20 protein-coding genes are annotated in these 23,229 nt (G+C 60.7%); 17 read left to right on the top strand and 3 right to left on the bottom strand.

From position 1 onward, the window contains the following. The first annotated feature begins 72 nt into the window (after window positions 1–72). The 8 genes from dnaE (at window position 73) to ispD (ending at window position 11,505) form a co-directional block, all read left to right on the top strand. Window positions 73–3,612: a DNA polymerase III subunit alpha gene (dnaE, locus tag BLS60_RS05915; protein WP_092365843.1), complete on the top strand. Its 3,540-nt coding sequence runs from the start codon at window positions 73–75 to the stop codon at window positions 3,610–3,612. A 242-nt stretch (window positions 3,613–3,854) separates the two neighbouring features. Continuing rightward, window positions 3,855–4,805: an acetyl-CoA carboxylase carboxyltransferase subunit alpha gene (locus tag BLS60_RS05910; protein ID WP_070882240.1), complete on the top strand. Its 951-nt coding sequence runs from the start codon at window positions 3,855–3,857 to the stop codon at window positions 4,803–4,805. Window positions 4,806–4,884: 79 nt separating this feature from the next. Then, window positions 4,885–6,180: a tRNA lysidine(34) synthetase TilS gene (tilS, locus tag BLS60_RS05905; protein ID WP_092365840.1), complete on the top strand. Its 1,296-nt coding sequence runs from the start codon at window positions 4,885–4,887 to the stop codon at window positions 6,178–6,180. A 270-nt stretch (window positions 6,181–6,450) separates the two neighbouring features. Continuing rightward, window positions 6,451–8,082: a CTP synthase gene (locus BLS60_RS05900; RefSeq protein WP_070882336.1), complete on the top strand. Its 1,632-nt coding sequence runs from the start codon at window positions 6,451–6,453 to the stop codon at window positions 8,080–8,082. Between the two features lie 3 nt (window positions 8,083–8,085). After that, complete coding sequence (kdsA, locus tag BLS60_RS05895) at window positions 8,086–8,931, top strand: 3-deoxy-8-phosphooctulonate synthase (RefSeq protein ID WP_070882242.1); 846 nt, start codon at window positions 8,086–8,088, stop codon at window positions 8,929–8,931. Between the two features lie 141 nt (window positions 8,932–9,072). Next, window positions 9,073–10,362 (top strand): phosphopyruvate hydratase, encoded by a 1,290-nt coding sequence (gene eno, locus BLS60_RS05890; protein ID WP_070882243.1) that lies wholly within the window; start codon window positions 9,073–9,075, stop codon window positions 10,360–10,362. A gap of 157 nt (window positions 10,363–10,519) precedes the next feature. Next, window positions 10,520–10,798 (top strand): cell division protein FtsB, encoded by a 279-nt coding sequence (gene ftsB / locus BLS60_RS05885; RefSeq protein ID WP_070882244.1) that lies wholly within the window; start codon window positions 10,520–10,522, stop codon window positions 10,796–10,798. Beyond that, window positions 10,795–11,505, top strand: coding sequence for a 2-C-methyl-D-erythritol 4-phosphate cytidylyltransferase (gene ispD / locus BLS60_RS05880; RefSeq protein WP_092365837.1), 711 nt, complete (start codon window positions 10,795–10,797; stop codon window positions 11,503–11,505). Before ftsB ends, ispD begins: the two co-directional genes overlap by 4 nt. Window positions 11,506–11,631: 126 nt before the next feature. Here the strand turns inward: ispD and BLS60_RS05875 are convergent, their stop codons facing one another. Further along, window positions 11,632–11,955 (bottom strand): HPF/RaiA family ribosome-associated protein, encoded by a 324-nt coding sequence (locus tag BLS60_RS05875; RefSeq protein WP_070882246.1) that lies wholly within the window; start codon window positions 11,953–11,955, stop codon window positions 11,632–11,634. Between the two features lie 130 nt (window positions 11,956–12,085). Further along, window positions 12,086–12,973, bottom strand: coding sequence for a LysR substrate-binding domain-containing protein (locus BLS60_RS05870; RefSeq protein WP_092365834.1), 888 nt, complete (start codon window positions 12,971–12,973; stop codon window positions 12,086–12,088). Window positions 12,974–13,107: 134 nt separating this feature from the next. On the opposite strand from BLS60_RS05870, the gene BLS60_RS05865 reads away from it, so the two are divergent. From BLS60_RS05865 to rpoS, 9 genes are all read left to right on the top strand, one after another. Continuing rightward, complete coding sequence (locus BLS60_RS05865; RefSeq protein WP_092365831.1) at window positions 13,108–14,220, top strand: S-(hydroxymethyl)glutathione dehydrogenase/class III alcohol dehydrogenase; 1,113 nt, start codon at window positions 13,108–13,110, stop codon at window positions 14,218–14,220. Between the two features lie 58 nt (window positions 14,221–14,278). Continuing rightward, the gene (fghA, locus tag BLS60_RS05860) at window positions 14,279–15,121 is read left to right on the top strand and encodes an S-formylglutathione hydrolase (RefSeq protein WP_092365828.1); all 843 of its coding nucleotides are present in this window, start codon (window positions 14,279–14,281) and stop codon (window positions 15,119–15,121) included. 118 nt (window positions 15,122–15,239) lie between these two features. Next, on the top strand, window positions 15,240–15,713 hold the full coding sequence (gene ispF / locus BLS60_RS05855; protein ID WP_092365825.1) for a 2-C-methyl-D-erythritol 2,4-cyclodiphosphate synthase: 474 nt from the start codon (window positions 15,240–15,242) through the stop codon (window positions 15,711–15,713). Continuing rightward, window positions 15,710–16,768, top strand: a complete 1,059-nt coding sequence (gene truD / locus BLS60_RS05850) for a tRNA pseudouridine(13) synthase TruD (protein ID WP_092365822.1) — start codon at window positions 15,710–15,712, stop codon at window positions 16,766–16,768. Before ispF ends, truD begins: the two co-directional genes overlap by 4 nt. Continuing rightward, window positions 16,756–17,508 (top strand): 5'/3'-nucleotidase SurE, encoded by a 753-nt coding sequence (gene surE, locus BLS60_RS05845; protein ID WP_070882252.1) that lies wholly within the window; start codon window positions 16,756–16,758, stop codon window positions 17,506–17,508. The genes truD and surE overlap by 13 nt, the downstream gene beginning before the upstream one ends. Next, the gene (locus BLS60_RS05840) at window positions 17,505–18,173 is read left to right on the top strand and encodes a protein-L-isoaspartate(D-aspartate) O-methyltransferase (protein ID WP_070882253.1); all 669 of its coding nucleotides are present in this window, start codon (window positions 17,505–17,507) and stop codon (window positions 18,171–18,173) included. The genes surE and BLS60_RS05840 overlap by 4 nt, the downstream gene beginning before the upstream one ends. A 21-nt stretch (window positions 18,174–18,194) precedes the next feature. Beyond that, window positions 18,195–19,124, top strand: coding sequence for a polyprenyl-phosphate transporter (locus BLS60_RS05835; protein WP_070882254.1), 930 nt, complete (start codon window positions 18,195–18,197; stop codon window positions 19,122–19,124). A gap of 16 nt (window positions 19,125–19,140) precedes the next feature. Then, window positions 19,141–20,031, top strand: coding sequence for a peptidoglycan DD-metalloendopeptidase family protein (locus tag BLS60_RS05830; protein WP_083328685.1), 891 nt, complete (start codon window positions 19,141–19,143; stop codon window positions 20,029–20,031). Between the two features lie 108 nt (window positions 20,032–20,139). Beyond that, window positions 20,140–21,150: an RNA polymerase sigma factor RpoS gene (gene rpoS, locus BLS60_RS05825; RefSeq protein ID WP_070882255.1), complete on the top strand. Its 1,011-nt coding sequence runs from the start codon at window positions 20,140–20,142 to the stop codon at window positions 21,148–21,150. Window positions 21,151–21,305: 155 nt separating this feature from the next. On the opposite strand, the gene mqo is transcribed toward rpoS, so the two are convergent. Beyond that, window positions 21,306–22,808, bottom strand: a complete 1,503-nt coding sequence (gene mqo, locus BLS60_RS05820) for a malate dehydrogenase (quinone) (protein ID WP_092365819.1) — start codon at window positions 22,806–22,808, stop codon at window positions 21,306–21,308. Window positions 22,809–23,229: the final 421 nt, after the last annotated feature.

Below are 23,229 nucleotides of genomic sequence, written 5' to 3'. Positions count from 1 at the left end.
ATTCAGCCCGCTGTACGCCGCTCCAGTTACGGTACAATCCGCGTTTTGTCGCTTTTCCTGCAGGGCTTCTTCATGGCTGTTTCGTTCGTTCATCTTCGCCTGCACACCGAATACTCCCTGGTCGACGGCCTGGTTCGCGTCAAACCGCTGGTCAAGGCGGTTGCCGGCTTGGCAATGCCTGCCGTGGCGGTCACCGATATGAGCAACATGTGCTCATTGGTGAAGTTCTACAAAGCCGCCATGGGCGCCGGTATCAAGCCGATCTGCGGCGCCGATATCTGGCTCGCCAGCGCTTACGAAGATGGCCCGCTGAGCCGCATGACCCTGCTGGCGATGAACCCCAAGGGCTATCGCAACCTCACCGAGCTGGTTTCCCGCGGCTGGAGTGAAGGGCAGAGCAATGATCTGGTGATCATCCAGCGCGACTGGGTGAAGGCTGCCAGCGAAGGCTTGATCGCCCTGTCCGGCGCCAAGGAAGGTGAGATCGGGCACGCGCTGCTCGATGGCGAGCAGGCCAAGGCCGAAGCGCTGCTGCGGGAATGGCAGGCGGTATTCCCGGAGCGTTTCTATCTGGAAGTGCAGCGCACCAGTCGCGTCAACGATGAAGAACATGTGCACGCCGCCGTGGCCCTGGCCGACAAGCTGGGCGCGCCGCTGGTCGCCACCAACGATGTGCGTTTCTTGAAGCAGGGCGACTTCGAAGCCCACGAAACCCGTGTCTGCATCGGCGAAAGCCGCATTCTCGACGACCCGCGCCGGCCACGCATCTATTCCGACCAGCAGTACCTGAAGTCGCCGGAAGAAATGGCCGAGCTATTCAGCGACCTGCCCGACGCGCTGCAAAACACCGTCGAGATCGCCAAGCGTTGCAATATCGAGGTAACGCTGGGCAAGTACTTCCTGCCGGACTTCCCGGTGCCGGAAGGCATGACCATCGATGAGTATTTCCGCAAGGTCTCGTTCGACGGCCTGGATGAGCGCCTCGAGGTTCTGCTGCCCAAGGATACGCCGGACTACGAGGCGAAGAAGCAGGTCTACATCGACCGTCTGAATTTCGAGCTCGATATCATCATCCAGATGGGCTTCCCCGGTTACTTCCTGATCGTCATGGACTTCATCCAGTGGGCCAAGAGCAACGGCGTGCCTGTCGGCCCAGGTCGTGGTTCAGGTGCCGGCTCGCTGGTGGCCTACGTGCAGAAGATCACCGACCTCGATCCCTTGGCCTACGATCTGCTGTTCGAACGTTTCCTCAACCCCGAACGTGTATCCATGCCCGACTTCGACGTCGACTTCTGCATGGATGGCCGTGACCGGGTGATCGATTACGTAGCCGAGAAGTACGGCCGTAATGCGGTAAGCCAGATCATCACCTTCGGCTCGATGGCGGCCAAGGCGGTGGTGCGCGACGTCGCGCGGGTGCAGGGCAAGTCCTACGGCCTGGCCGATCGCCTGTCGAAGATGATTCCGTTCGAAGTCGGCATGACCCTCGAAAAAGCCTTCGAAATGGAGGAGCCGCTGCGCGACTTCCTCAAGAACGACGAAGAGGCCGCCGAGATCTGGGACATGTCCCTCAAGCTCGAAGGCATCGTCCGCGGTACCGGCAAGCACGCCGGGGGCGTGGTGATCGCGCCGACCAAGCTCACCGACTTCTCGCCGATCGCCTGTGACGAAGAGGGCGCCGGCCTGGTGACCCAGTTCGACAAGGACGACGTCGAGTCGGCCGGCCTGGTGAAGTTCGACTTCCTTGGCCTGCGTACACTGACCATCATCAAATGGGCGCTGGAGACCATCCACCGCGACCAACGTGCAGCTGGCGAGCCGGAAGAAAATCTGGTCAACATCGACTTCATTCCGCTGGATGACAAACCGACCTACCAGATGTTGCAGAAAGCCGAGACGACCGCGGTCTTCCAGCTTGAGTCGCGCGGCATGAAAGAGCTGATCAAGAAGCTCAAGCCCGACTGCCTGGAAGACATGATCGCCCTCGTGGCGCTGTTCCGCCCCGGCCCGCTGCAGTCCGGCATGGTGGACGACTTCATCAACCGTAAGCACGGCCGTGCCGAGCTGTCGTACCCGCACCCGGATTATCAGTACGCAGGCCTGGAGCCGGTACTCAAGCCGACCTACGGGATCATCCTTTATCAGGAACAGGTGATGCAGATCGCCCAGGTCATGGGCGGTTATACCCTCGGCCAGGCGGACATGTTGCGCCGTGCCATGGGTAAGAAAAAGCCCGAGGAAATGGCCAAGCAGCGCGGCGGTTTCATCGAAGGCTGTGCGAGCAACAATATCAGTGCAGACCTGGCGGGCAACATCTTCGACCTGGTGGAGAAATTCGCCGGTTACGGCTTCAACAAGTCTCACTCGGCTGCCTATGGTCTGGTTTCCTACCAGACAGCCTGGCTGAAGGCGCATTACCCCGCGCCTTTCATGGCAGCCGTGCTGTCGGCAGATATGCACAATACCGACAAGGTGGTGATCCTCATCGAGGAATGCCGCAACATGAAGTTGCGCATCGATCCGCCGGATGTGAACGCCTCCGAGTACAAGTTCACGGTCAGTCATGACGCGAACAATGTGCCGCGGATTCTTTATGGCTTGGGCGCGGTCAAGGGCGTCGGTGAAGGTCCTGTCGAGGCCATTGTCGAGGCACGTCAGGACGGCCCGTTCAAGGATCTGTTCGACTTCTGCTCGCGTGTCGACCTCAAACGCATCAACAAGCGCACCATGGACGCATTGATCCGCAGTGGTGCACTGGATCGCCTGGGGCCGCATTTTCACGATGAGATCAAGGCCTACCAAGCCAATATCGACCGCAACCGCGCCGTGCTGCTGGCAGCGATGGAAGAGGCCGTGCAGGCGGCCGAGCAGACCGCGCGCAGCCATGACAGCGGCCATATGGATCTGTTTGGCGGTGTGTTCGCCAGCCCCGAAGCAGATGTTTATGCCAACCATCACCGCGCCAAGGAGCTGTCGCTCAAGGAACGGCTCAAGGGCGAGAAGGACACCCTGGGCCTGTATCTGACCGGTCACCCGATTGACGAATACGAAAGCGAGGTGCGGCGCTTCGCCCGTCAACGCATCGTTGACCTCAAGCCGGCGCGTGATACGCAAACAGTGGCCGGCTTGATCGTCAACCTGCGGGTGATGAAGAACAAGAAGGGCGACAAGATGGGCTTTATCACCCTCGACGACCGCTCTGGGCGCATCGAGGCCTCGCTGTTCGCCGAAGCCTTCTCCAGCAACCAGGCGCTGCTGCAGAGCGATGCCCTGGTGGTGGTGGAAGGGGAGGTCAGCAACGATGATTTCTCCGGTGGTATGCGCTTGCGTGCCAAGCGGGTCATGAGCCTGGAAGAGGCGCGCACCGGCCTGGCCGAAAGCTTGCGGGTGCGCGTGCAGGCCACCGCGTTGAAAGGCGATCGTCTACGCTGGCTGGGTGAGCTGTGCCGCCGTCATCGCGGCGCCTGCCCGATTACCGTGGATTACACCGGTGCCGATGCCAAGGCCTTGCTGCAGTTTGGTGATGACTGGCGGATTGATCCGGCCGACAGCTTGATTCAAGCTTTGCGTGACCAGTTCGGGCGAGAAAACGTCTTCCTGCAATACCGCTAGAATTGCGGTGCTGAAATGCAGGGCCAAGCCCTGCACGAAGCCCGTGACACTGCATCATCGCCGCTGGCGCGACTGAGCCCCCAGGGTTCGGCTGCCGAGTGAGTGCCAACGTGCATTTACTGGCATATTCGCTGCCGGAAGTGCTTTGTGGTGTCGACCTGAATGCGCCTGTTCCTATAAGGTAGGCGCCAAATGGATACACGCTCCCCGGCCCTGTGGCCGTCGACGCATGACGGATGCCTATGAACCCGAATTATCTCGATTTCGAACAGCCGATTGCCGACCTGCAAGCCAAGATCGAAGAGCTTCGTCTGGTTGGTAACGACAACTCCCTGAACATCGGCGACGAAATTGCCCGCCTGCAGGACAAAAGCAGCACGCTGACCGAGAGCATCTTCGGCAATCTGACCAGTTGGCAGATCGCCCGGCTCGCCCGTCATCCGCAGCGCCCGTATACGCTGGACTACCTGCAGCACATTTTCACCGAGTTCGACGAGCTGCACGGTGATCGTCACTTCTCCGATGACGCCGCCATCGTCGGTGGCGTGGCCCGCCTGAACGGCGAGCCGGCCATGGTCATTGGTCACCAGAAGGGCCGTGAAGTCCGCGAGAAGGTACGTCGCAACTTCGGCATGCCGCGTCCGGAAGGTTACCGCAAGGCCTGCCGCCTGATGGAGATGGCCGAGCGCTTCAAAATGCCGATCCTGACCTTCATCGATACGCCGGGTGCCTATCCGGGTATCGATGCCGAGGAGCGCGGTCAGAGCGAAGCGATCGCCTGGAACCTGCGCGTCATGGCGCGTCTGAAGACGCCGATCATCGCGACCGTGATCGGCGAGGGCGGTTCTGGCGGTGCACTGGCCATCGGCGTGTGCGACAGCCTGAACATGCTGCAGTACTCCACCTACGCAGTGATCTCGCCGGAAGGCTGCGCGTCGATCCTTTGGAAAACTGCTGAGAAGGCCCCGGATGCCGCTGAAGCGATGGGCATCACTGCCGAGCGTCTGAAGGGGCTGGGCATCGTCGATAAAGTGATCGGCGAACCGTTGGGCGGCGCACATCGTGATCCGGCCGCTGCTGCTGAATCGATCCGCCAGACCTTGAGCGCTCAGCTCGACGACCTGCGCAAGCTCGACACCGATGCGCTGCTGGCGCGTCGTTACGAGCGTCTGATGAGCTACGGTATCGCCTGATGCCGGCTTGCCCTGCAGGCATGCGGATTGCCCTTCGGGTAATGCGTGTGCTTGCGGGGCTGCTCCGCTAATCCGCTAGATGCCTCTTCAAGCAATCCTGCTTGCGCGCCTCGATACCTGGCGTGGGGCGCCCGCGTGGCAGGTCGCTTTCTCTGGCGGGCTCGATTCGACCGTGCTGCTGCATGCGCTGGTGCAGGCCTCTCGGCATACGGTACTGCCGCCGATCTCCGCCATTTATGTCGATCACGGCCTGCAGGCTGCGGCTGCCGAGTGGCCCGCGCATTGCCAGCGTGTGTGTGATGAGCTGGGTGTGCCGTTGCGTATTCAGTCTGTTCAGGTCGCGGCGGGTGCCAGTCTGGAGCGTGCCGCCCGCGAGGCGCGCTACGTGGCATTTGCTGCCTCGCTGGGGGCGGGTGATGTGCTGCTGCTGGCTCAGCACCAGGATGATCAGGCCGAGACCATTCTCTACCGCTTGTTGCGTGGCGCGGGCGTGCGCGGTTTGGCCGCCATGGCCGCTCATCGTCCGCTGGCAGCCGGCCACGCGGTAAGGCCGCTGCTGGATGTGTCGCGCCGTGAGCTGGAGGCTTACGCCGCCATTCATGGGTTGCGTTGGGTGGAAGACCCCTCGAATAGTGACACCGGGTTCGCGCGCAATTTTCTGCGTCAGGAGATCCTGCCTCGCCTGCAAGCGCATTGGCCGAAGGCGCCGCAGGTGCTCGCCCGTGCGGCGCAGCATCAGGCCGAAGCGCAGGAGCTGCTGGAAGAGTTGGCAGGTCACGATCTGCGGGGCGCGCAGGGCCAGCTGGATCTCGACTGGCTGAGCATTCCCTGTCTCGACCTGCGTCCTTTGCGGCAATTGTCCGATGCGCGGCAGCGCAATCTGCTTCGCCACTGGCTGGCTGGCCTCACCCGTCTGCCAGACAGTCGCCACTGGCAGGGATGGGTCGACCTGCGAGACGCCGGCGCTGATGCCAGTCCCCTTTGGCGCCTGGAGAGCGGCGCGCTGCATCGTCATGGTCATCATCTGCTGTGGCTGGATGCACGATGGAGCGAGCCATGGTCGAATCAGCCCAGGCCGTGGTCGCTGGCTGATGAGCCGCTGATGTTGCCCGGCAACGGTCAGGTCTGGCTGGAGGGTGCCGTGCCGTCAGGACAGTTGAGCATCGGCTATCGTGAGGGGGGCGAGATAATCGAAGTGCCGGGTCGTGGTCGGCGTGATCTCAAGCGCCTGCTGCAGGAAGCCCGCGTACCGGAATTCATCCGTGGCCGTATGCCGATATTGCTTTGCGACGGGCGGCCGCTGGCGGTGGCCAATCTGTTTGCCAGCCCGGGGTGCGGCACGCTTCGCTGGCTGCCTCCGGTAGTTGAATCGTAACTGCAAAAGCCGCAGATCGTCGTTACCTGAACACCCGCTCGCGCCTGTTTTTCAGCAGCTTTTACCTCGCGCGCGGCTTCACGTTCTTCCCCAGTCGGGACGTTTCCGGTAGACTGCCCTCCCGTCTCTATTCAGGTATTTGCTGCTTCTCTCGGAAGCGGTGGATGTTTGCTATTGGGCAGCATGGTTCGCCATGTTTGCTAGAGTGAACCAAGGCCTTCTCTGCTCCCCGGCGGCTTGACCGCCTATGCTGACTTCTTAGGGTTTTTCATGACGCGCTTCATATTCGTCACGGGTGGTGTTGTTTCTTCATTGGGGAAAGGCATCGCCTCGGCATCCTTGGCGGCCATCCTGGAGGCGCGGGGCCTGAAGGTCACGATGCTCAAACTGGATCCCTACATCAACGTCGATCCGGGCACCATGAGTCCGTTCCAGCACGGTGAAGTGTTTGTCACCCATGACGGCGCCGAGACCGATCTGGATCTGGGTCACTACGAGCGGTTCATCCGCACCACGATGACCCAGAACAACAACTTCACCACCGGTCGCGTCTATGAGGACGTGCTGCGCAGAGAGCGCCGTGGTGACTACCTGGGCGCGACCATTCAGGTCATCCCGCACATCACCGACGAGATCAAGCGCCGCATCATCAAAGGTGCCGGAGATGCTGACGTGGCCATGGTCGAAATCGGCGGTACGGTCGGTGACATCGAGTCCCAGCCGTTCCTAGAAGCGATTCGCCAGCTGCGTTTCGAAGTGGGCGCCAAGCGCGCCATGCTGATGCACCTGACGCTGGTGCCGTATATCGCCACCGCTGGCGAGACCAAGACCAAGCCGACCCAGCATTCGGTCAAGGAGCTGCGCTCCATCGGTCTGCAGCCGGATGTGCTGGTGTGCCGTTCCGATCACCCCATCGACCTGTCGTCGCGTCGCAAGATCGCTCAGTTCACCAACGTTGAAGAGCGCGCAGTGATCGGCCTCGAAGATGCCGACACCATCTACAAGATCCCGGGAATCCTGCACGCGCAGGGCCTGGATGATTTTGTCGTCGAGCGTTTCGGTCTGGAGTGCCGCGGTGCCGACCTGTCGGAATGGGAGCGCGTGGTCGACGCCAAGCTGAACCCGGAAAAAGAAGTCAACATCGCCATGGTCGGCAAGTACATGGAGCTGCTGGACGCCTACAAGTCGCTGATCGAAGCGATGAGCCATGCCGGCATCAGCAACCGTACCAAGGTCAATCTGCGCTACATCGATTCCGAAGACATCGAGAATCAGGGCACCGATCTGCTGCAGGGCGTCGACGCGATTCTGGTACCGGGCGGCTTTGGTCTGCGCGGTGTGGAAGGCAAGATCAAGACCGTCCAGTACGCTCGCGAAAACAAGATTCCTTACCTGGGCATCTGCCTCGGCATGCAGGTCGCGGTCATCGAGTTCGCCCGTAACGTACTGGGCTGGAGCGACGCCAACTCCACCGAGTTCGACATTGCCAGCCAGCATCCGGTGGTCGGTCTGATCACCGAATGGCAGGACGCGACCGGCGCGACCGAGCAGCGTACCGAAGCATCCGATCTCGGCGGCACCATGCGCCTCGGCGCTCAGGATTGCCAACTGCAGGCCGGCTCCAAGGTGCACGACTGCTACGGCAAGGACGTGATCGTCGAGCGCCATCGCCATCGCTACGAAGTGAACAACAACCTGCTGCCGCAGCTGATCGACGCTGGCCTGAAGGTCACTGGTCGTTCCGGCGACGGCGCGCTGGTTGAAGTGGTCGAGAGCGCAGACCATCCGTGGTTCGTCGCTTGCCAGTTCCACCCCGAGTTCACCTCCACGCCGCGTGACGGCCACCCGCTGTTCAGTGGCTTCGTCAACGCCGCTCTGGCGCACCAAGCGAAGAAGGCCTGACCCATGGCTCAGAAGACTATCCGCGTTGGCGCGATCGATATCGCCAATGACAAGCCGTTCGTGCTGTTTGGCGGCATCAACGTGCTGGAGTCGCGCGACCTGGCGCTGCGTACCTGTGAAGAATATGTGCGAGTTACCGAGAAGCTCGGCATCCCGTATGTATTCAAGGCAAGTTTCGACAAGGCCAACCGTTCGTCGGTGAGCTCCTTCCGTGGCCCCGGCCTGGAAGAGGGCATGAAGATCTTCGAAGACGTAAAGAAGACCTTCGGCGTGCCGGTGATCACTGATGTGCACGAACCCCATCAGGCGCAGCCGGTGGCGGACGTGTGCGACATCATCCAGCTGCCGGCTTTCCTCTCGCGGCAGACCGATCTGGTCGTGGCGATGGCCAAGACCGGTGCGGTGATCAACATCAAGAAAGCGCAGTTCCTGGCGCCGCAAGAGATGAAACATATTCTCGCCAAGTGTGTCGAAGCCGGGAACGATCAGCTCATCCTGTGTGAGCGCGGCTCCTCCTTCGGGTACAACAACCTGGTGGTGGACATGCTCGGTTTCGGCATCATGAAGGCCTTCGAGTATCCGGTGTTCTTCGACGTGACCCACGCCCTGCAGATGCCGGGTGGCCGTTCGGACTCTGCCGGCGGGCGCCGTGCTCAGGTTACCGAGCTGGCCAAGGCTGGCATGAGTCAAGGGCTGGCAGGCTTGTTCCTTGAAGCGCACCCGGACCCGGAAAATGCCAAGTGCGATGGCCCGTGTGCCTTGCGTCTGGACAAGCTCGAGCCGTTCCTCGCGCAGCTCAAGCAACTGGATGACCTGATCAAGAGTCAGGATCCGATCGAAACCGCCTGATCGGCGTTGTCTCGGTCGTATCATCTGTTTTACCGCCCGGCCCTTTGGCCGGGTTTGTCTGTCAGCACGGCGGGTAATTGATCGCCGGCGCGAGCAGCCGACTGCAGTGCGTTTTCGACAATTTCTGGAGAGCTTACAAGAATGGCAAAGATCGTCGACATCAAGGGTCGTGAGGTTCTCGACTCCCGTGGCAACCCCACCGTGGAAGCGGACGTAATCCTCGACAATGGCATCGTTGGCAGCGCCTGCGCGCCATCCGGTGCTTCCACCGGTTCGCGCGAAGCGCTGGAACTGCGTGATGGCGACAAGAGCCGTTACTTGGGCAAAGGCGTTCTCAAGGCCGTCAGCAACATCAACGGCCCGATCCGTGACGCTCTGTTGGGCAAAGACCCAGTCGACCAGAAGGCGCTGGATAAGATCATGATCGATCTGGACGGCACCGAGAACAAAGCCACCCTGGGCGCCAACGCCATCCTCGCGGTGTCCCTGGCTGCCGCCAAGGCCGCTGCCCAGGACCAGGATCTGCCGCTGTACGCGCACATCGCCAACCTCAACGGCACGCCGGGCCAGTACTCCATGCCTGTGCCGATGATGAACATCATCAACGGCGGCGAGCATGCCGACAACAACGTCGACATCCAGGAGTTCATGGTGCAGCCGGTTGGCGCCAAGAACTTCGCCGATGGCCTGCGCATTGGTGCTGAGATATTCCACCACCTCAAAGCGGTGCTGAAGGCCCGTGGTCTGAGCACTGCCGTCGGTGACGAGGGTGGTTTCGCACCAAACCTGGCCTCCAACGAAGACGCACTGTCGGCCATTGCCGAAGCCGTTGCCAACGCCGGTTACAAGCTGGGCACCGACGTGACCCTGGCGCTGGATTGTGCAGCCAGTGAGTTCTTTGAGGACGGCAAGTACAACCTGTCTGGCGAAGGCAAGTCGTTCGATGCTGAAGGGTTCGCCGAGTACCTGAAAGGCCTGACCGAGCGTTTCCCGATCATCTCCATCGAAGACGGCCTGGACGAGTCTGACTGGGCGGGCTGGAAGATCCTCACCGATAAGATCGGCAGCAAGGTGCAGCTGGTGGGTGACGACCTGTTCGTGACCAACACCAAGATCCTCAAGGAAGGCATCGACAAGGGCATCGGTAACTCGATCCTGATCAAGTTCAACCAGATCGGCACCTTGACCGAAACCCTGGAAGCCATCCAGATGGCCAAGGCAGCTGGTTATACCGCGGTCATCTCGCACCGTTCGGGCGAAACCGAAGACAGCACCATCGCCGATCTGGCTGTGGGTACTGCCGCTGGTCAGATCAAGACCGGTTCGCTGTGCCGCTCCGATCGCGTCTCCAAGTACAACCAGCTGCTGCGTATCGAAGAGCAGCTGGGTGCCAAGGCGCCGTATCGCGGTCGCGGCGAGTTCCGCGGCTAAGATAGGTTCGCTCGGCGAGGTGGCAATCACCTCGCCATGCGGGCTCTATCGAGCGCTGTCGAGTCGACTTCACGGTCTTGTCGGATGCCGATGACGCAGGGAGAATCGACCCATGTCCGCAGCAGCGACCCTTTCTTATCCGAGTGCCTCACCCGCCATGCGTAGTCCCTACTGGCTGTTTCTTGTTCTGGTTCTGATCCTTGCAGGGCTGCAATATCGCCTGTGGGTCGGCGAAGGCAGCCTTGCACAGGTGACCGATCTGCAGCAGCAAATCGCTGATCAGGAAGGCGAGAACGAGCGTCTGCTCGAGCGCAATCGCATTCTTGAAGCGGAAGTCATGGAGCTGAAGAAAGGCATGGAGACCGTTGAAGAGCGCGCCCGACATGAGCTGGGCATGGTCAAGGATGGCGAAACTCTTTATCAGTTGGCTGAATGAATATCCCTGATCTGCCGTCCTTCTGGGCGGTGATTCCGGCCGCCGGCATCGGCAGCCGCATGCGTGCCGACAAGCCCAAGCAGTATCTGCAGCTGGCCGGCAAGAGCATTCTCGAACACACCCTTAACTGTTTTCTCGATCACCCGTGCCTGCTGGGCGTGGTGGTCAGCCTGGCCGAGGACGATCCGTTCTGGCCAAACCTCGGTTGCGCCCGTGACGCGCGCATTTACATTGCTGGCGGCGGCGCCGAGCGAGCCGAGTCGGTGCTCAATGCATTACTGCGTCTCGGTGAGTTAGGCGCCGATGAGCAGGATTGGGTGCTGGTGCACGACGCCGCACGGCCCAACCTTGATCAATCCGACCTTGACCTGCTCCTGGCGGAGCTGGCGGACGATGCCGTTGGCGGGTTGCTCGCGGTTCCTGCGCGCGACACCCTCAAGCGTGTCGGCAGTGACGGCCGCGTACGAGAAACCATTGACCGTTCGGTGATCTGGCAGGCCTATACACCGCAAATGTTTCGCCTCGGCGCCTTACACCGTGCACTGGCCGAAGCGCTGGTGTCGGACGTTGCGGTGACTGACGAGGCTTCAGCCATCGAATGGGCTGGCCAGGCCCCGCGCCTGGTGGAAGGCCGGGCGGACAACCTCAAGGTCACCCGCCCGGAAGATCTGCATTACCTGGAGCGTCTATGGCGCGGCCGCAGTTAACGGCTCATCAATATCGCTGTGCAGGCGCCGCATGCGCTGGATTGGCGCAATTGCCTTCAGTCATCCACTAAAGCGGCTATCGATTCGCGCCGTGGCAAGCGCTTCCACGCAGTCAGTGGCAGCTGCTTAGTGAATCCATTTATCGGCATTCTTGCCGAGGTTGCGATCCAGCACACTGGTCAGTTTGTTCATCGCTCCGTCGATGGCCTGCTGCATCTCGCTGGCATCCGAGGAAACGGTGACGGGATCGCGGCCTTTCATGCGGGCTTCCATCTTGCAACGTTTGTCCTGTGCGCCGCTCTTGAGCGCGTTTTCGTCAGAAAGATGAATTTCTATGCGCGTGAGGTGCTCCTCATAGCGCTGTAATTTATCGTGGACTCGGCCTCGAATGTCGGTCTTGAACTCCATTGAGGTGTCGACGTGCTTTCCGCTGTTGACCATGACCTGCATAACGGTTTCCTCGTGCCGGTGGGTTTGCAACGGCCCAGACAAGGGCCTCAGAAATTACGACGAGTTGACGGCGGCAGAGGTTCGCGGGCGGTTGTCACATTCTGTGAGCGCTGCGCTGCACCGAAACGGCTCAGACATATTCACTGCGCTGGCTCAGGCCGTCGCGCAATGCGTCGATCAACTGCCTGACTTTGGGCGACAAGTGTCGTTGCTGCGGATAGAGCGCCCACACCGCGGTGTTCGGCGGTTGATGGTTGTCTAGCAGCGACACCAGAGCGCCGCTTCGCAAGTGTTCGAGCACGTAGTAATCCGGCAACTGACACAGGCCAAGCCCGCCCAGCGCTGCGTCGAGCACGGCCTGGCCGCTGTTGCAGCGCCAGTTGCCCTGAATGCGCTGCGAGGCTTCGCGGCCATCGAGCTGAAACGTCCAGGTATCGCTGCTGCCAACCAGGCAGTTGTGCCGTGCCAGTTCCGACAGACTGTGCGGGCGGCCGTAACGCTGCAGGTAGTCGGGTGACGCGCACAGGTACATGCGCCGCGGCGCCAGGCGTGTCGCCAGCATGCGTGAATCCTGCAGGCGGCCGAGGCGAATGGCGATGTCAAAACCATCCTGCACCAAATCCAGCGTTCGGTTGCTCAGCTCGATATCGACGGAAAGCCGCGGATGCCGGGCTGCAAACGCAGTGACCAGCGGCACGATAAAACGCTCGCCGTAGGCAACTGCACAGGTCATGCGCAGTAGCCCTTTGGGCTCGCTGGCGAGATCGCCGATTGCATTGAGCGCTTCTTCGCGAGCGTCCTGCAGGCGCTGGCAATGTTGCAGGAATGTCTGGCCCGCTTCGGTCAGTGCGACCTTGCGCGTGGTGCGGTAGAACAGGCGCGTGTGCAGACGTTCTTCCAAGCGCGCAATCTGCCGGCTGACCTGCGACGAGGACAGACCCAGACGTTCGGCGGCGGCCGTGAATTGACCGCACTCGGCGACAGCGACGAACTCATCCAGCCCTTCCCAGCGGTTCATGTCGTTTCCCCGGCGCGTTGGTAAAGCGGTGATTGTCCCGCTTGAGCAATAATGTTTTGCATTCTGCCTGATTATTTCCCTGAATGGCTCTACTACACTTTCTGCCCATTGCTATCCGTCAGAGGAATCAGGACATGATCAAATCTCGCGCTGCCGTCGCTTTTGCACCCAATGAGCCGCTGAAAATCGTCGAGGTCGACGTCGAACCACCGAAGGCGGGCGAAGTGCTGGTACGCATCGTCGCCACCGGCGTCTGCCACACGGATGCTTACACCCTGTCCGGCGCTGATTCCGAGGGTGTCTTCCCGGCGATTCTCGGTCACGAGGGTGGCGGTATCGTCGAAGCCATCGGCGAAGGTGTGACGTCTGTGGCTGTGGGCGATCATGTGATTCCGCTGTACACCGCGGAATGCCGCGCATGCAAATTCTGCCTGTCCGGCAAGACCAACCTGTGCAGCTCGGTGCGTGCCACCCAGGGCAAGGGCCTGATGCCCGATGGCACCTCGCGCTTCAGCTACAACGGCGAGCCGATCTACCATTACATGGGCTGCTCGACCTTCTCCGAATACACCGTTCTGCCGGAAGTTTCCCTGGCGGTAATCCCCAAAGAAGCGCCGCTGGAAAAGGTCTGCCTGCTCGGTTGCGGCGTTACCACCGGCATCGGTGCCGTGCTCAACACCGCCAAGGTGGAAGAGGGCGCCACCGTGGCGATCTTCGGCTTGGGCGGTATTGGCCTGGCGGCGATCATCGGCGCGAAGATGGCCAAGGCCTCGCGCATCATTGCTGTCGACATCAATCCGGCCAAGTTCGATGTGGCCCGTGAGCTGGGCGCGACCGATTTCGTCAATCCGAAGGACTATGACAAGCCGATCCAGGACGTAATCATCGAATTGACCGATGGCGGCGTGGATTACAGCTTCGAGTGCGTCGGCAACGTGCAACTGATGCGCGCTGCGCTTGAGTGCGCGCACAAGGGGTGGGGCGAGAGCGTGATCATCGGCGTGGCCGGTGCCGGCCAGGAAATCAGCACCCGCCCGTTCCAGCTGGTGACCGGGCGCGTCTGGCGCGGTTCGGCGTTCGGTGGCGTCAAGGGGCGCACCGAGCTGCCGAGCTATGTGGAAAAATCGCAGAGCGGCGAGATCCCGTTGGATACCTTCATCACCCACACCATGGGCCTGGATGACATCAACGAAGCCTTTGACCTGATGCATGAAGGCAAGAGCATCCGCACCGTCATCCACTTCTAAAGAGCGGGTAACCCACGCAGGCGAAGATTGCGTGGGTTACTACTCGAGAGGACTCGCCATGACCTTGGAAATCGTTTCCAGCAACAAGAGCTTTGGTGGCTGGCAAAAGCGCTACAAGCATCGCTCCGCCAGCCTCAACTGCGACATGGTGTTCGCTGTCTACCTGCCACCGCAGGCCGAACAGGGTGCCAAGTTGCCGGTGCTGTACTGGCTCAGCGGCCTGACCTGTACCGATGAGAATTTCATGCAGAAGGCTGGCGCCCAGCGCATGGCAGCCGAGCTGGGGCTGATCATCGTCGCACCCGATACCAGCCCGCGCGGCGAAGGCGTGCCAGACGACGCCAATGGCGCCTATGATTTCGGCCTGGGCGCCGGCTTCTACGTCAACGCGACGCAAGAACCCTGGGCCCGCCATTACCGCATGTACGATTATGTCGTGCAGGAGCTGCCGGCGTTGATCGAAGCGAATTTCCCGGTCTCGGATAAGCGCGGTATAGCCGGTCATTCCATGGGTGGCCACGGCGCTCTGATCTGTGCACTGAAGAATCCGGGCCGTTACGCGTCGGTCTCTGCGTTTTCGCCCATCACTAACCCGCTGAACTGCCCGTGGGGTGAGAAGGCATTTTCCAACTACCTGGGTGACGACCGTTCGCGCTGGCGCGAGTGGGATGCCAGCGTGCTGATTGCCGAAGCCAGCGAGAAGTTGCCGATTCTGGTCGATCAGGGCGACCGTGACGACTTTCTGGAGGGGCAGCTCAAGCCTCACGCGTTGGAAGCAGCGGCCAAAGCGGCTAACCATCCGCTGACCTTGCGCCTGCAGCCGGGCTACGACCATAGCTACTACTTCATCGCCAGCTTTATCGACGATCACTTGCGCCATCATGCCCAGGCATTGAGCTGAGGAAAGAAGGGCGCCGGTAGGCGCTCTTCTGCTTTCAGTGCAATGTATCCGTGTGCCGTGAGCGGCAATAGCGCGCGGCTTTCGGGTAGAATCGGCCTTTTTGCGAGGGCATCGGCTCATGCGGATTGGCCATGGTTACGATGTGCACCGGTTCGGCGAAGGGGATTTCATCATCCTGGGCGGCGTGCGCATTCCTCACTCAAACGGTTTGATTGCCCACTCTGATGGCGACGTGGTGCTGCACGCCTTGGCCGATGCTTTACTTGGCGCCGTCGCGCTCGGCGATATCGGCAAGCACTTCCCAGACACCGACCCGAATTTCAAAGGTGCCGACAGCCGGGTGCTGCTGCGCCATGTGTTGGGTTTGATCCACGCCAAGGGCTGGAAAGTCGGCAACGTCGACGCCACCATCGAGGCCCAGGCCCCGAAGATGGCCCCGCACATTGACGCCATGCGCCACCTGATCGCCGAAGACCTGCAGGTCGAGCTTGATCAGGTCAACGTCAAGGCCACCACCACCGAGAAGCTGGGATTCGTCGGCCGTCAGGAAGGTATTGCCGTACACGCGGTTGCCTTGCTGGTCAGCGCATGACTGAAGTGGAATTGCTCGGCCCGCGTGCCCATGGCGAACCTTGTGGTCATGCTGCACTCAAGGCCACGGCCGAGGACTTCCAGGTCGATGAAGTGCTGGACATCGCATTGTCCGGCGCCGGTGAACACTTGTGGTTGTGGGTCGAGAAGCGTGGGTTGAATACCGAAGACGCTGCGCGGCGCCTGGCTCGTGCTGCCGGCGTGCCGGTGCGGATGATCAGCTATGCGGGGTTGAAGGACCGGCAGGCGCTGACCCGCCAGTGGTTCAGCATTCATCTGCCCGGCAAGAACGACCCCGACCTGGCTGCAGCTCAGGATGAGACCCTGAGCATCCTCAAGCAGGTGCGCCACTCGCGAAAACTGCAGCGCGGTGCTCATGCGGCTAATGGCTTCACGCTGCGACTGACCCAGTTGCAGGCTGATCGGGCGGAGCTGGATGAGCGGCTGCAACGCATCGCCGCCCAGGGCATTCCCAATTACTACGGCGCCCAGCGTTTCGGCTACGAGGGCGGTAACGTCGCTCATGCCCGGCATTTCGCCGAGCGCAAGGAGCTGCCAGAGAAACGCAATGTGCGCTCGCGGGTGCTGTCGGCCGCTCGTAGCTTTATCTTCAATCGGGTACTCGCCGAGCGAGTTGCCACCGGTACCTGGAATCAGGCGCTGCCGGGCGATCTGCTGGCGTTCACCGACAGCCGCAGCTTCTTCCCCGCTGGCGAGGCAGAATGCCAGGACCCGCGCCTGGCAGTTCTTGATCTTCATCCGACCGGCCCGCTTTGGGGCGACGGCGGGTCGCCGGCAGGCGGCGCCACCCAGGGGTTGGAGCAGCGCGTTGCCGATAGTGAGGCGCAACTGGCTATCTGGTTGGCAGAAGCGGGCCTGGCGCACGAACGGCGTATCCTGCGCCTCCCCATTAGTGGTTTGACGTGGCATTATCCCGAGCCTGACATTCTGCAACTGGAATTCGTTCTGCCGGCTGGATGTTTCGCCACCGCACTGGTGCGTGAAATCGTCGACCTGTTGCCGGTAGGGCAGACGGACAACCCATGCGTATTCTGATTTCTAACGATGACGGCGTAGCCGCACCCGGCCTCGCCGCGTTGCATGCTGCGCTGGCCGATTACGCCGACTGCACGGTGATTGCACCTGATGGCGATCGCAGCGGTGCCAGCAGTGCGTTGACGCTCGATCGGCCGCTGCACCCCTGCACGCTGGCCAACGGCTACATCAGCGTCAATGGCACTCCGACCGATTGTGTGCACCTCGGGCTCAATGGCTTGCTTGTCGAAGTCGCCGATCTGGTCGTTGCCGGCATCAATCTGGGCGCCAACCTGGGCGACGACGTGCTCTACTCGGGCACTGTTGCTGCGGCCCTCGAAGGGCGCTTTCTGGCCCGCCCGGCATTCGCCTTCTCGCTGCTCTCGCGTTCCGCCGAGAACCTGCCGACTGCCGCCTATTTCGCGCGCAAGCTGGTAGAGGCGCACGAACAGCTGGACTTGCCGCCTCGTACCGTATTGAACGTCAACGTACCCAATCTTCCGCTCGAGCACATTCGTGGTGTGCAGTTGACCCGCCTGGGCCACCGCGCGCGCGCGGCGGCCCCGGTGAAAGTCGTCAATCCACGCGGCAAGGAAGGCTATTGGATTGCCGCGGCCGGTGATATCGAGGACGGTGCCGAGGGCACTGACTTTCACGCCGTGATGCAAGGCTACGTATCGGTCACGCCGCTGCAACTTGATCGCACATACCAGGATGGCCTCAATCGCCTTAAACCCTGGCTCGAAGGGCTGATAGCATGAACCGGGAGCACGACCGCCACGGGATTGGCATGACCTCGCAACGTACCCGTGAACGCCTGATCCAGCGCCTTTATGACGAAGGCCTGTCAAACGCCCAGGTGCTTGAGGTTATCCGCCGCACGCCGCGCCATCTGTTCGTTGATGAAGCGCTCGCGCACCGCGCCTACGAAGACACCGCGTTGCCCATCGGCCACAACCAGACCATCTCGCAGCCTTATATGGTCGCGCGTATGAGCGAACTGCTGCTCGCTGCGGGGCCGCTGGACAAGGTTCTGGAGATCGGCACCGGCTCCGGTTACCAGACGGCGATCCTGGCGCAATTGGTAGAGCGGGTATTTACCGTCGAACGTATCCAGGGATTACAGGAACGGGCGAAGGAACGTCTGGTCAAACTGAGCCTGCGCAACGTGGTGTTCCGCTGGGGTGATGGTTGGGAAGGCTGGCCGGCATTGGCGCCTTACAACGGCATCATCGTGACTGCAGCTGCATCGGACGTGCCGCAAGCGTTGCTTGATCAGCTGGCCCCAGGCGGTCGCCTGGTTATCCCGGTTGGTACAGGTGACGTTCAGCAACTGTTACTGATCATTCGCGAGGAACAGGGTTTCTCCCGGCATGTACTCGACGCCGTGCGTTTCGTGCCGCTGCTTAATGGCCCTTTGGCCTGATTCATTCGACTGGAAGGATGCATGAAGAAAACCGTGTTGCTGTATACCAAAGGGATGGCCATGGGGGCTGTCGACGTGGTGCCGGGTTTTTCCGGCGGAACCGTTGCCCTGATCACCGGTATATACGACAAGCTCCTGGCATCGCTTGCGGCCATCCCCATGGCTTTCATGTTGCTGTTACGTGGACGCATCAAGCAGGCATGGCAGGCATGTAATGCCAGCTTCCTGTTGGTATTGGTGCTCGGCATCCTCACCAGCATTCTCACTCTGGCCAGGCTTATCAGTTATCTGATGAGCGAGTATCCCGTACAGCTCTGGGCGTTCTTTTTCGGCCTGGTAGTGGTCTCCGTTTATCTGGTCGGGCGCGAAGTGACCCACTGGCGAGCCAACCGTTTCGTGGCTTTCGCGGCCGGGCTGGCGTTGGCGCTTTGTATTACTTTGGCTGCGCCCATGCAGCTATCGGCAGATCCGCTGATGCTGTTTTTCGCCGGTGCCGTGGCCATTTGCGCAATGATTCTGCCGGGCGTGTCTGGCAGTTTCATTCTGGTCTTGCTGGGGCTTTACCCAGTGGTGTTGGGGGCTCTGAAGAATTTCGACCTGGCGGTGCTGTCTGTTTTCTGCGCTGGCTGCGTACTGGGCTTGCTGAGCTTTTCCAAGGCGCTGAGCTGGCTGCTGGCACACATGCGTGATTTGACCATGGCCTTTCTTGCCGGCTTGATGCTGGGGTCGCTGGTCAAGGTCTGGCCGTGGAAGCACACGCTGACCTGGCAAACCAATCGTCATGGTGAATCGTTTCCGCTGGAACAGGTCAATCTGTGGCCCTGGCAATTCACCGAGGTGAGCGGCGAAAGTGCACACGTGCTGATGAGCATCGTGCTGGGCTGCTGTGCTGTTGTACTGGTAGTGGGTATGGAGTGGCTGGCACGTCGTCGCCAGGTGCAAGAGGTCTGATGTTTCAGCGTTCGTCATGGGTCGCTTGAGGCCGTCTGCAAGGGAGATACGGGTGAGTTTCACAGCCAATCAAGGGCGCTATATCTCGGGCACGCTACGCAACCTGCTGGCATTAGCCATGTTCGGCACGTTGCTGGCAGGTTGTGCCAGTTCGCCGGCTGGCGGTGTGCAGGTAGTCGATCGCAACGGCTCTGCTGTGCAACGCCAGCCCGTTACGTCTGGCCAGCACCGCGTGCAACGAGGAGACACACTTTATTCCATTGCCTTTCGTTATGGCTGGGACTGGAAAGCCCTGGCCGCTCACAACGCGATTGCTGCGCCTTACCTGATCCGCGTGGGGCAGGTTATTCGCTTTGGTTCGGGGAGTAGCAGGCCGGTAGTGGCCACTGCGCCCGCTATCAGCGCACCGGTCGTAACCACGCCATCGCGCCCTGCCACGCCGGTTCAAGCGCCTCCCGCGCAGACTGCGACCAAGCCCACTACGCCTGTCGTGGCGACTCCAGCAACGACTCCGGTCAAGTCAGTGCAACGCTCTGCGTCAGGTTGGGCATGGCCTTCTACCGGCGCGATTATCGGACGTTATTCGTCAAACGGTAGTTTAAATAAAGGCATTGATATCGCTGGCGAGTTGGGACAGCCTGTGCTTGCTGCGTCTGGTGGATCTGTCGTCTACGCCGGGAGTGGGTTACGGGGCTACGGTGAGTTAGTGATCATCAAACACAGCGATACCTACGTGAGTGCCTACGGCCACAACCGCAGGCTGTTGGTACGTGAGGGGCAGCAGGTCAAAGTCGGGCAGCAAATTGCCGAGATGGGTTCAACAGGAACTGACCGGGTGAAGCTTCACTTCGAGATTCGCCGCCAAGGAAAGCCTGTCGATCCGATGCAATACTTGCCAGGTCGCTGATCTGTCGCTCGTTCACCCCCTCATGTGGGATGAACGAGCTCTAGTGTGCCAAGGATAACGGCGTACTCGAGCTTGCTGGTCGAACTCAGCAAGGGACGGAAGAATAAAATGGCTCTCACTACCAAAGAAGCGCCGGAGTTTGACATCGACGATGAAGTGCTCTTGATGGAGCCCGGCATTGATCTGGACGATGGAGCAAGTGAGCAGGCGGGTGCAAAGCCCACTGCGCGCGGCAAGGCCAAGCAATCAGCTGGCAGCAAGCAGCACAAGTACATCGACTACACCCGGGCGCTCGACGCCACTCAGCTTTATCTGAACGAAATCGGTTTCTCCCCCCTACTCAGTCCGGAAGAGGAAGTGTTCTTCGCGCGCCTCGCGCAGAAGGGCGATCCCGCCGGGCGCAAGCGCATGATAGAAAGCAACCTGCGTCTGGTGGTCAAGATTGCCAGGCGTTACGTCAATCGCGGGCTGTCGCTGCTGGACCTGATCGAGGAAGGCAATCTCGGCCTGATCCGAGCGGTCGAGAAGTTCGACCCTGAGCGCGGTTTCCGTTTTTCCACCTATGCCACCTGGTGGATTCGGCAAACCATCGAGCGGGCGATCATGAACCAGACGCGCACGATCCGCCTGCCCATTCATGTGGTCAAAGAGCTCAACGTTTACTTGCGTGCCGCGCGGGAGCTGACGCAAAAGCTCGACCACGAGCCGTCCCCCGAGGAGATTGCCAACCTGCTTGAAAAGCCGGTGGGTGATGTCAAGCGCATGCTTGGCTTGAACGAGCGGGTGTCCTCAGTCGACGTGTCGCTCGGCCCTGATTCTGACAAGACGCTGCTCGACACCCTCACCGATGACAGGCCCACTGACCCGTGCGAGCTGTTGCAAGACGATGATCTGTCGCAGAGTATCGATCAGTGGCTCTCTGACCTGACCGACAAGCAGCGTGAAGTGGTAGTGCGTCGCTTTGGCCTGCGCGGCCACGAAAGCTGCACGCTCGAAGAGGTGGGGCAGGAGATCGGCCTGACCCGTGAGCGCGTCAGACAGATTCAGGTTGAGGCTCTCAAACGGCTGCGCGAGATCCTCGAGAAGAATGGCCTCTCTGCAGACTCGTTGTTTCAGTAATCCGACCCGCCGTGCCTGGCGCCAGTCAGCTCTGTTGGCGCGCGCCAGGTGCGCAGCTTTTTGCTTCGCAGCTGCAGCGTCTAGTTTGGCGACGTTGATCAATGAACGAAAAAAAGGCGCCTTTCGAGGCGCCTTTTCATTTCACGCTTGAGTCATCAGGCCGGCAGCGTTTCCTTCAGCTGCAGCAGCTCGTCCGAGTGCGATTGCACGGCACGATACTGCTCGGCGTCGCTGCTCAAAACGGCAGACGGAGCCGGGAAGATCTCATTCAACTTGCTGGTCCACTCGGCAGACGCCGCCTGCTCGGGGAAGCAGCGGTGAATCAGGTCGAGCATGATCGAGACCGTCACCGAGGCGCCTGGAGAGGCGCCCAGCAGGGCTGCGATGGAGCCATCCTTGGCGGCAACCAGTTCGGTACCGAACTGCAGGATGCCGCCTTTCTTGGCGTCCTTCTTGATGATCTGCACGCGCTGCCCGGCAATTTCCAGACGCCAGTCGCTGGCTTTGGCGTGCGGATAGAAACCGCGCAGCGTATTCAGGCGCTGTTCCTGCGACTGCATGACTTCCTTGACCAGATAGCGGGTCAGGTCGAAGTTGTCGCGGGCTACCGCCAGCATCGGGCCAATATTGTTCAAACGCACCGACATCGGCAGATCGAGGAATGACCCCTTCTTCAGAAACTTGGTGGTAAAGCCTGCATAAGGCCCGAACAACAGAGATTTCTTGCCATCTACCACGCGGGTGTCGAGGTGGGGGACCGACATGGGCGGTGAGCCTACTTCGGCCTGGCTGTATACCTTGGCCTGGTGCTGGCTGACCACTTCCGGGTTGTCGCAGCGCAGCCACTGACCGCTGACCGGGAAACCGCCAAACCCTTTGCCTTCCGGTATGCCGGACATCTGCAACAGGGGCAGGGAACCACCGCCCGCGCCAAGGAACACAAAGCGCGCCTGGATCTCGCGATGATTGCCGGTCTTCGAGTCTTTGGTACTGACCCGCCAGCCGTGGGCGTTGCGAGTCAGGTCGGTGACCCGCTGATTGCAGGTAACGCGCGCAGTGCTCTGCTGCACCAGGTAATCCAGCAGGCTTTTGGTCAGCGCGCCGAAGTTCACGTCGGTGCCATTAGCAACGCGTGTCGCTGCAATGGGCTCGTTCGGATCGCGGCCCGGCATCATCAGCGGCATCCACTGCGCCATGGTGTCGCGGTCTTCGCTGTACACCATGTCCGCGAAGGCGTGATGTACACGCAGCGCTTCGAAGCGCTTCTTCAGGTAGTCGATACCTTCCTGGCCACGAACGAAGCTGAGGTGGGGAACCGAGTTGATAAAGGCCTTGGGCGATCCGAAGGTGCCTTTTTTAACCAGGTACGCCCAGAACTGTTTCGATTCCTCGAACTGGGCATTGATGTTCACGGCTTTCTTGATGTCGATGGAACCGTCGGCGGACTCGGGGGTGTAGTTGAGCTCGCATAGACCCGCGTGGCCAGTGCCCGCATTATTCCAGGGGTTGGAGCTTTCAACCGCACCAGCGTCCATCGCTTCCACGACTTCCAGCTTGATGCCGGGATCGAGCTCCTTGAGCAGCACAGCCAGGGTCGCGCTCATGATGCCGGCCCCAACCAGCACTACATCTACAGCTTCGTAATCGTTCTGCGCCATTACCACATCTCCAAAAAATCAGCTTCCATCGGTGGCCTGCGACCTGGGCGAAATTGCGCCTGTCAGTGGTTGCAGAGCTGTCCTGGGGATTCGGGTAACGGGCGGGAGTCGCCTTGTCCTGCCGCAAGATGATTCATATGTTCGCCACACTCTTGTGAAGTTATTGAAACCGTTTTTTTCACGTTCTTTTGGAACGCGAACCTCAAAAGTTCATGTGCCTGTTGAGCCATCCTCGGCCGCAGATGTTCCGCGAAAACGCAGAACGCGGTGCAGGCGCGAGGAGAGCTGTCGATATCGAGCAGCACGAAGTGGGCGACTCTCTGTGGCGTGGCCGATGGCATGAAGTGCATCAGCGGTACGGCGAGGCCGATCAGGAGGCGTCCTTGTAATCGGGGCGCGATTATAAGGCGAAAGCGAGGGA

The sequence above is a fragment of the Phytopseudomonas seleniipraecipitans genome (assembly GCF_900102335.1).
GTDB lineage: Bacteria > Pseudomonadota > Gammaproteobacteria > Pseudomonadales > Pseudomonadaceae > Aquipseudomonas > Aquipseudomonas seleniipraecipitans.
Note: the sequence above shows the minus strand (reverse complement) of the source record. Positions and strands in the feature narration are given on the sequence as shown.

What these genes read in the sequence shown, in the direction of transcription:
- ispF (WP_092365825.1), top strand. Translation starts at nt 15,240, where the DNA reads ATGCGGATTGGCCATGGTTACGATGTGCACCGGTTCGGCGAAGGGGAT.
- truD (WP_092365822.1), top strand. Translation starts at nt 15,710, where the DNA reads ATGACTGAAGTGGAATTGCTCGGCCCGCGTGCCCATGGCGAACCTTGT.
- fghA (WP_092365828.1), top strand. Translation starts at nt 14,279, where the DNA reads ATGACCTTGGAAATCGTTTCCAGCAACAAGAGCTTTGGTGGCTGGCAA.
- BLS60_RS05835 (WP_070882254.1), top strand. Translation starts at nt 18,195, where the DNA reads ATGAAGAAAACCGTGTTGCTGTATACCAAAGGGATGGCCATGGGGGCT.
- ispD (WP_092365837.1), top strand. Translation starts at nt 10,795, where the DNA reads ATGAATATCCCTGATCTGCCGTCCTTCTGGGCGGTGATTCCGGCCGCC.
- dnaE (WP_092365843.1), top strand. Translation starts at nt 73, where the DNA reads ATGGCTGTTTCGTTCGTTCATCTTCGCCTGCACACCGAATACTCCCTG.
- ftsB (WP_070882244.1), top strand. Translation starts at nt 10,520, where the DNA reads ATGCGTAGTCCCTACTGGCTGTTTCTTGTTCTGGTTCTGATCCTTGCA.
- tilS (WP_092365840.1), top strand. Translation starts at nt 4,885, where the DNA reads ATGCCTCTTCAAGCAATCCTGCTTGCGCGCCTCGATACCTGGCGTGGG.
- BLS60_RS05865 (WP_092365831.1), top strand. Translation starts at nt 13,108, where the DNA reads ATGATCAAATCTCGCGCTGCCGTCGCTTTTGCACCCAATGAGCCGCTG.
- BLS60_RS05910 (WP_070882240.1), top strand. Translation starts at nt 3,855, where the DNA reads ATGAACCCGAATTATCTCGATTTCGAACAGCCGATTGCCGACCTGCAA.
- rpoS (WP_070882255.1), top strand. Translation starts at nt 20,140, where the DNA reads ATGGCTCTCACTACCAAAGAAGCGCCGGAGTTTGACATCGACGATGAA.
- BLS60_RS05900 (WP_070882336.1), top strand. Translation starts at nt 6,451, where the DNA reads ATGACGCGCTTCATATTCGTCACGGGTGGTGTTGTTTCTTCATTGGGG.
- BLS60_RS05875 (WP_070882246.1), bottom strand. Translation starts at nt 11,955, where the DNA reads ATGCAGGTCATGGTCAACAGCGGAAAGCACGTCGACACCTCAATGGAG.
- eno (WP_070882243.1), top strand. Translation starts at nt 9,073, where the DNA reads ATGGCAAAGATCGTCGACATCAAGGGTCGTGAGGTTCTCGACTCCCGT.
- BLS60_RS05840 (WP_070882253.1), top strand. Translation starts at nt 17,505, where the DNA reads ATGAACCGGGAGCACGACCGCCACGGGATTGGCATGACCTCGCAACGT.
- BLS60_RS05870 (WP_092365834.1), bottom strand. Translation starts at nt 12,973, where the DNA reads ATGAACCGCTGGGAAGGGCTGGATGAGTTCGTCGCTGTCGCCGAGTGC.
- surE (WP_070882252.1), top strand. Translation starts at nt 16,756, where the DNA reads ATGCGTATTCTGATTTCTAACGATGACGGCGTAGCCGCACCCGGCCTC.
- kdsA (WP_070882242.1), top strand. Translation starts at nt 8,086, where the DNA reads ATGGCTCAGAAGACTATCCGCGTTGGCGCGATCGATATCGCCAATGAC.
- mqo (WP_092365819.1), bottom strand. Translation starts at nt 22,808, where the DNA reads ATGGCGCAGAACGATTACGAAGCTGTAGATGTAGTGCTGGTTGGGGCC.
- BLS60_RS05830 (WP_083328685.1), top strand. Translation starts at nt 19,141, where the DNA reads ATGGGTCGCTTGAGGCCGTCTGCAAGGGAGATACGGGTGAGTTTCACA.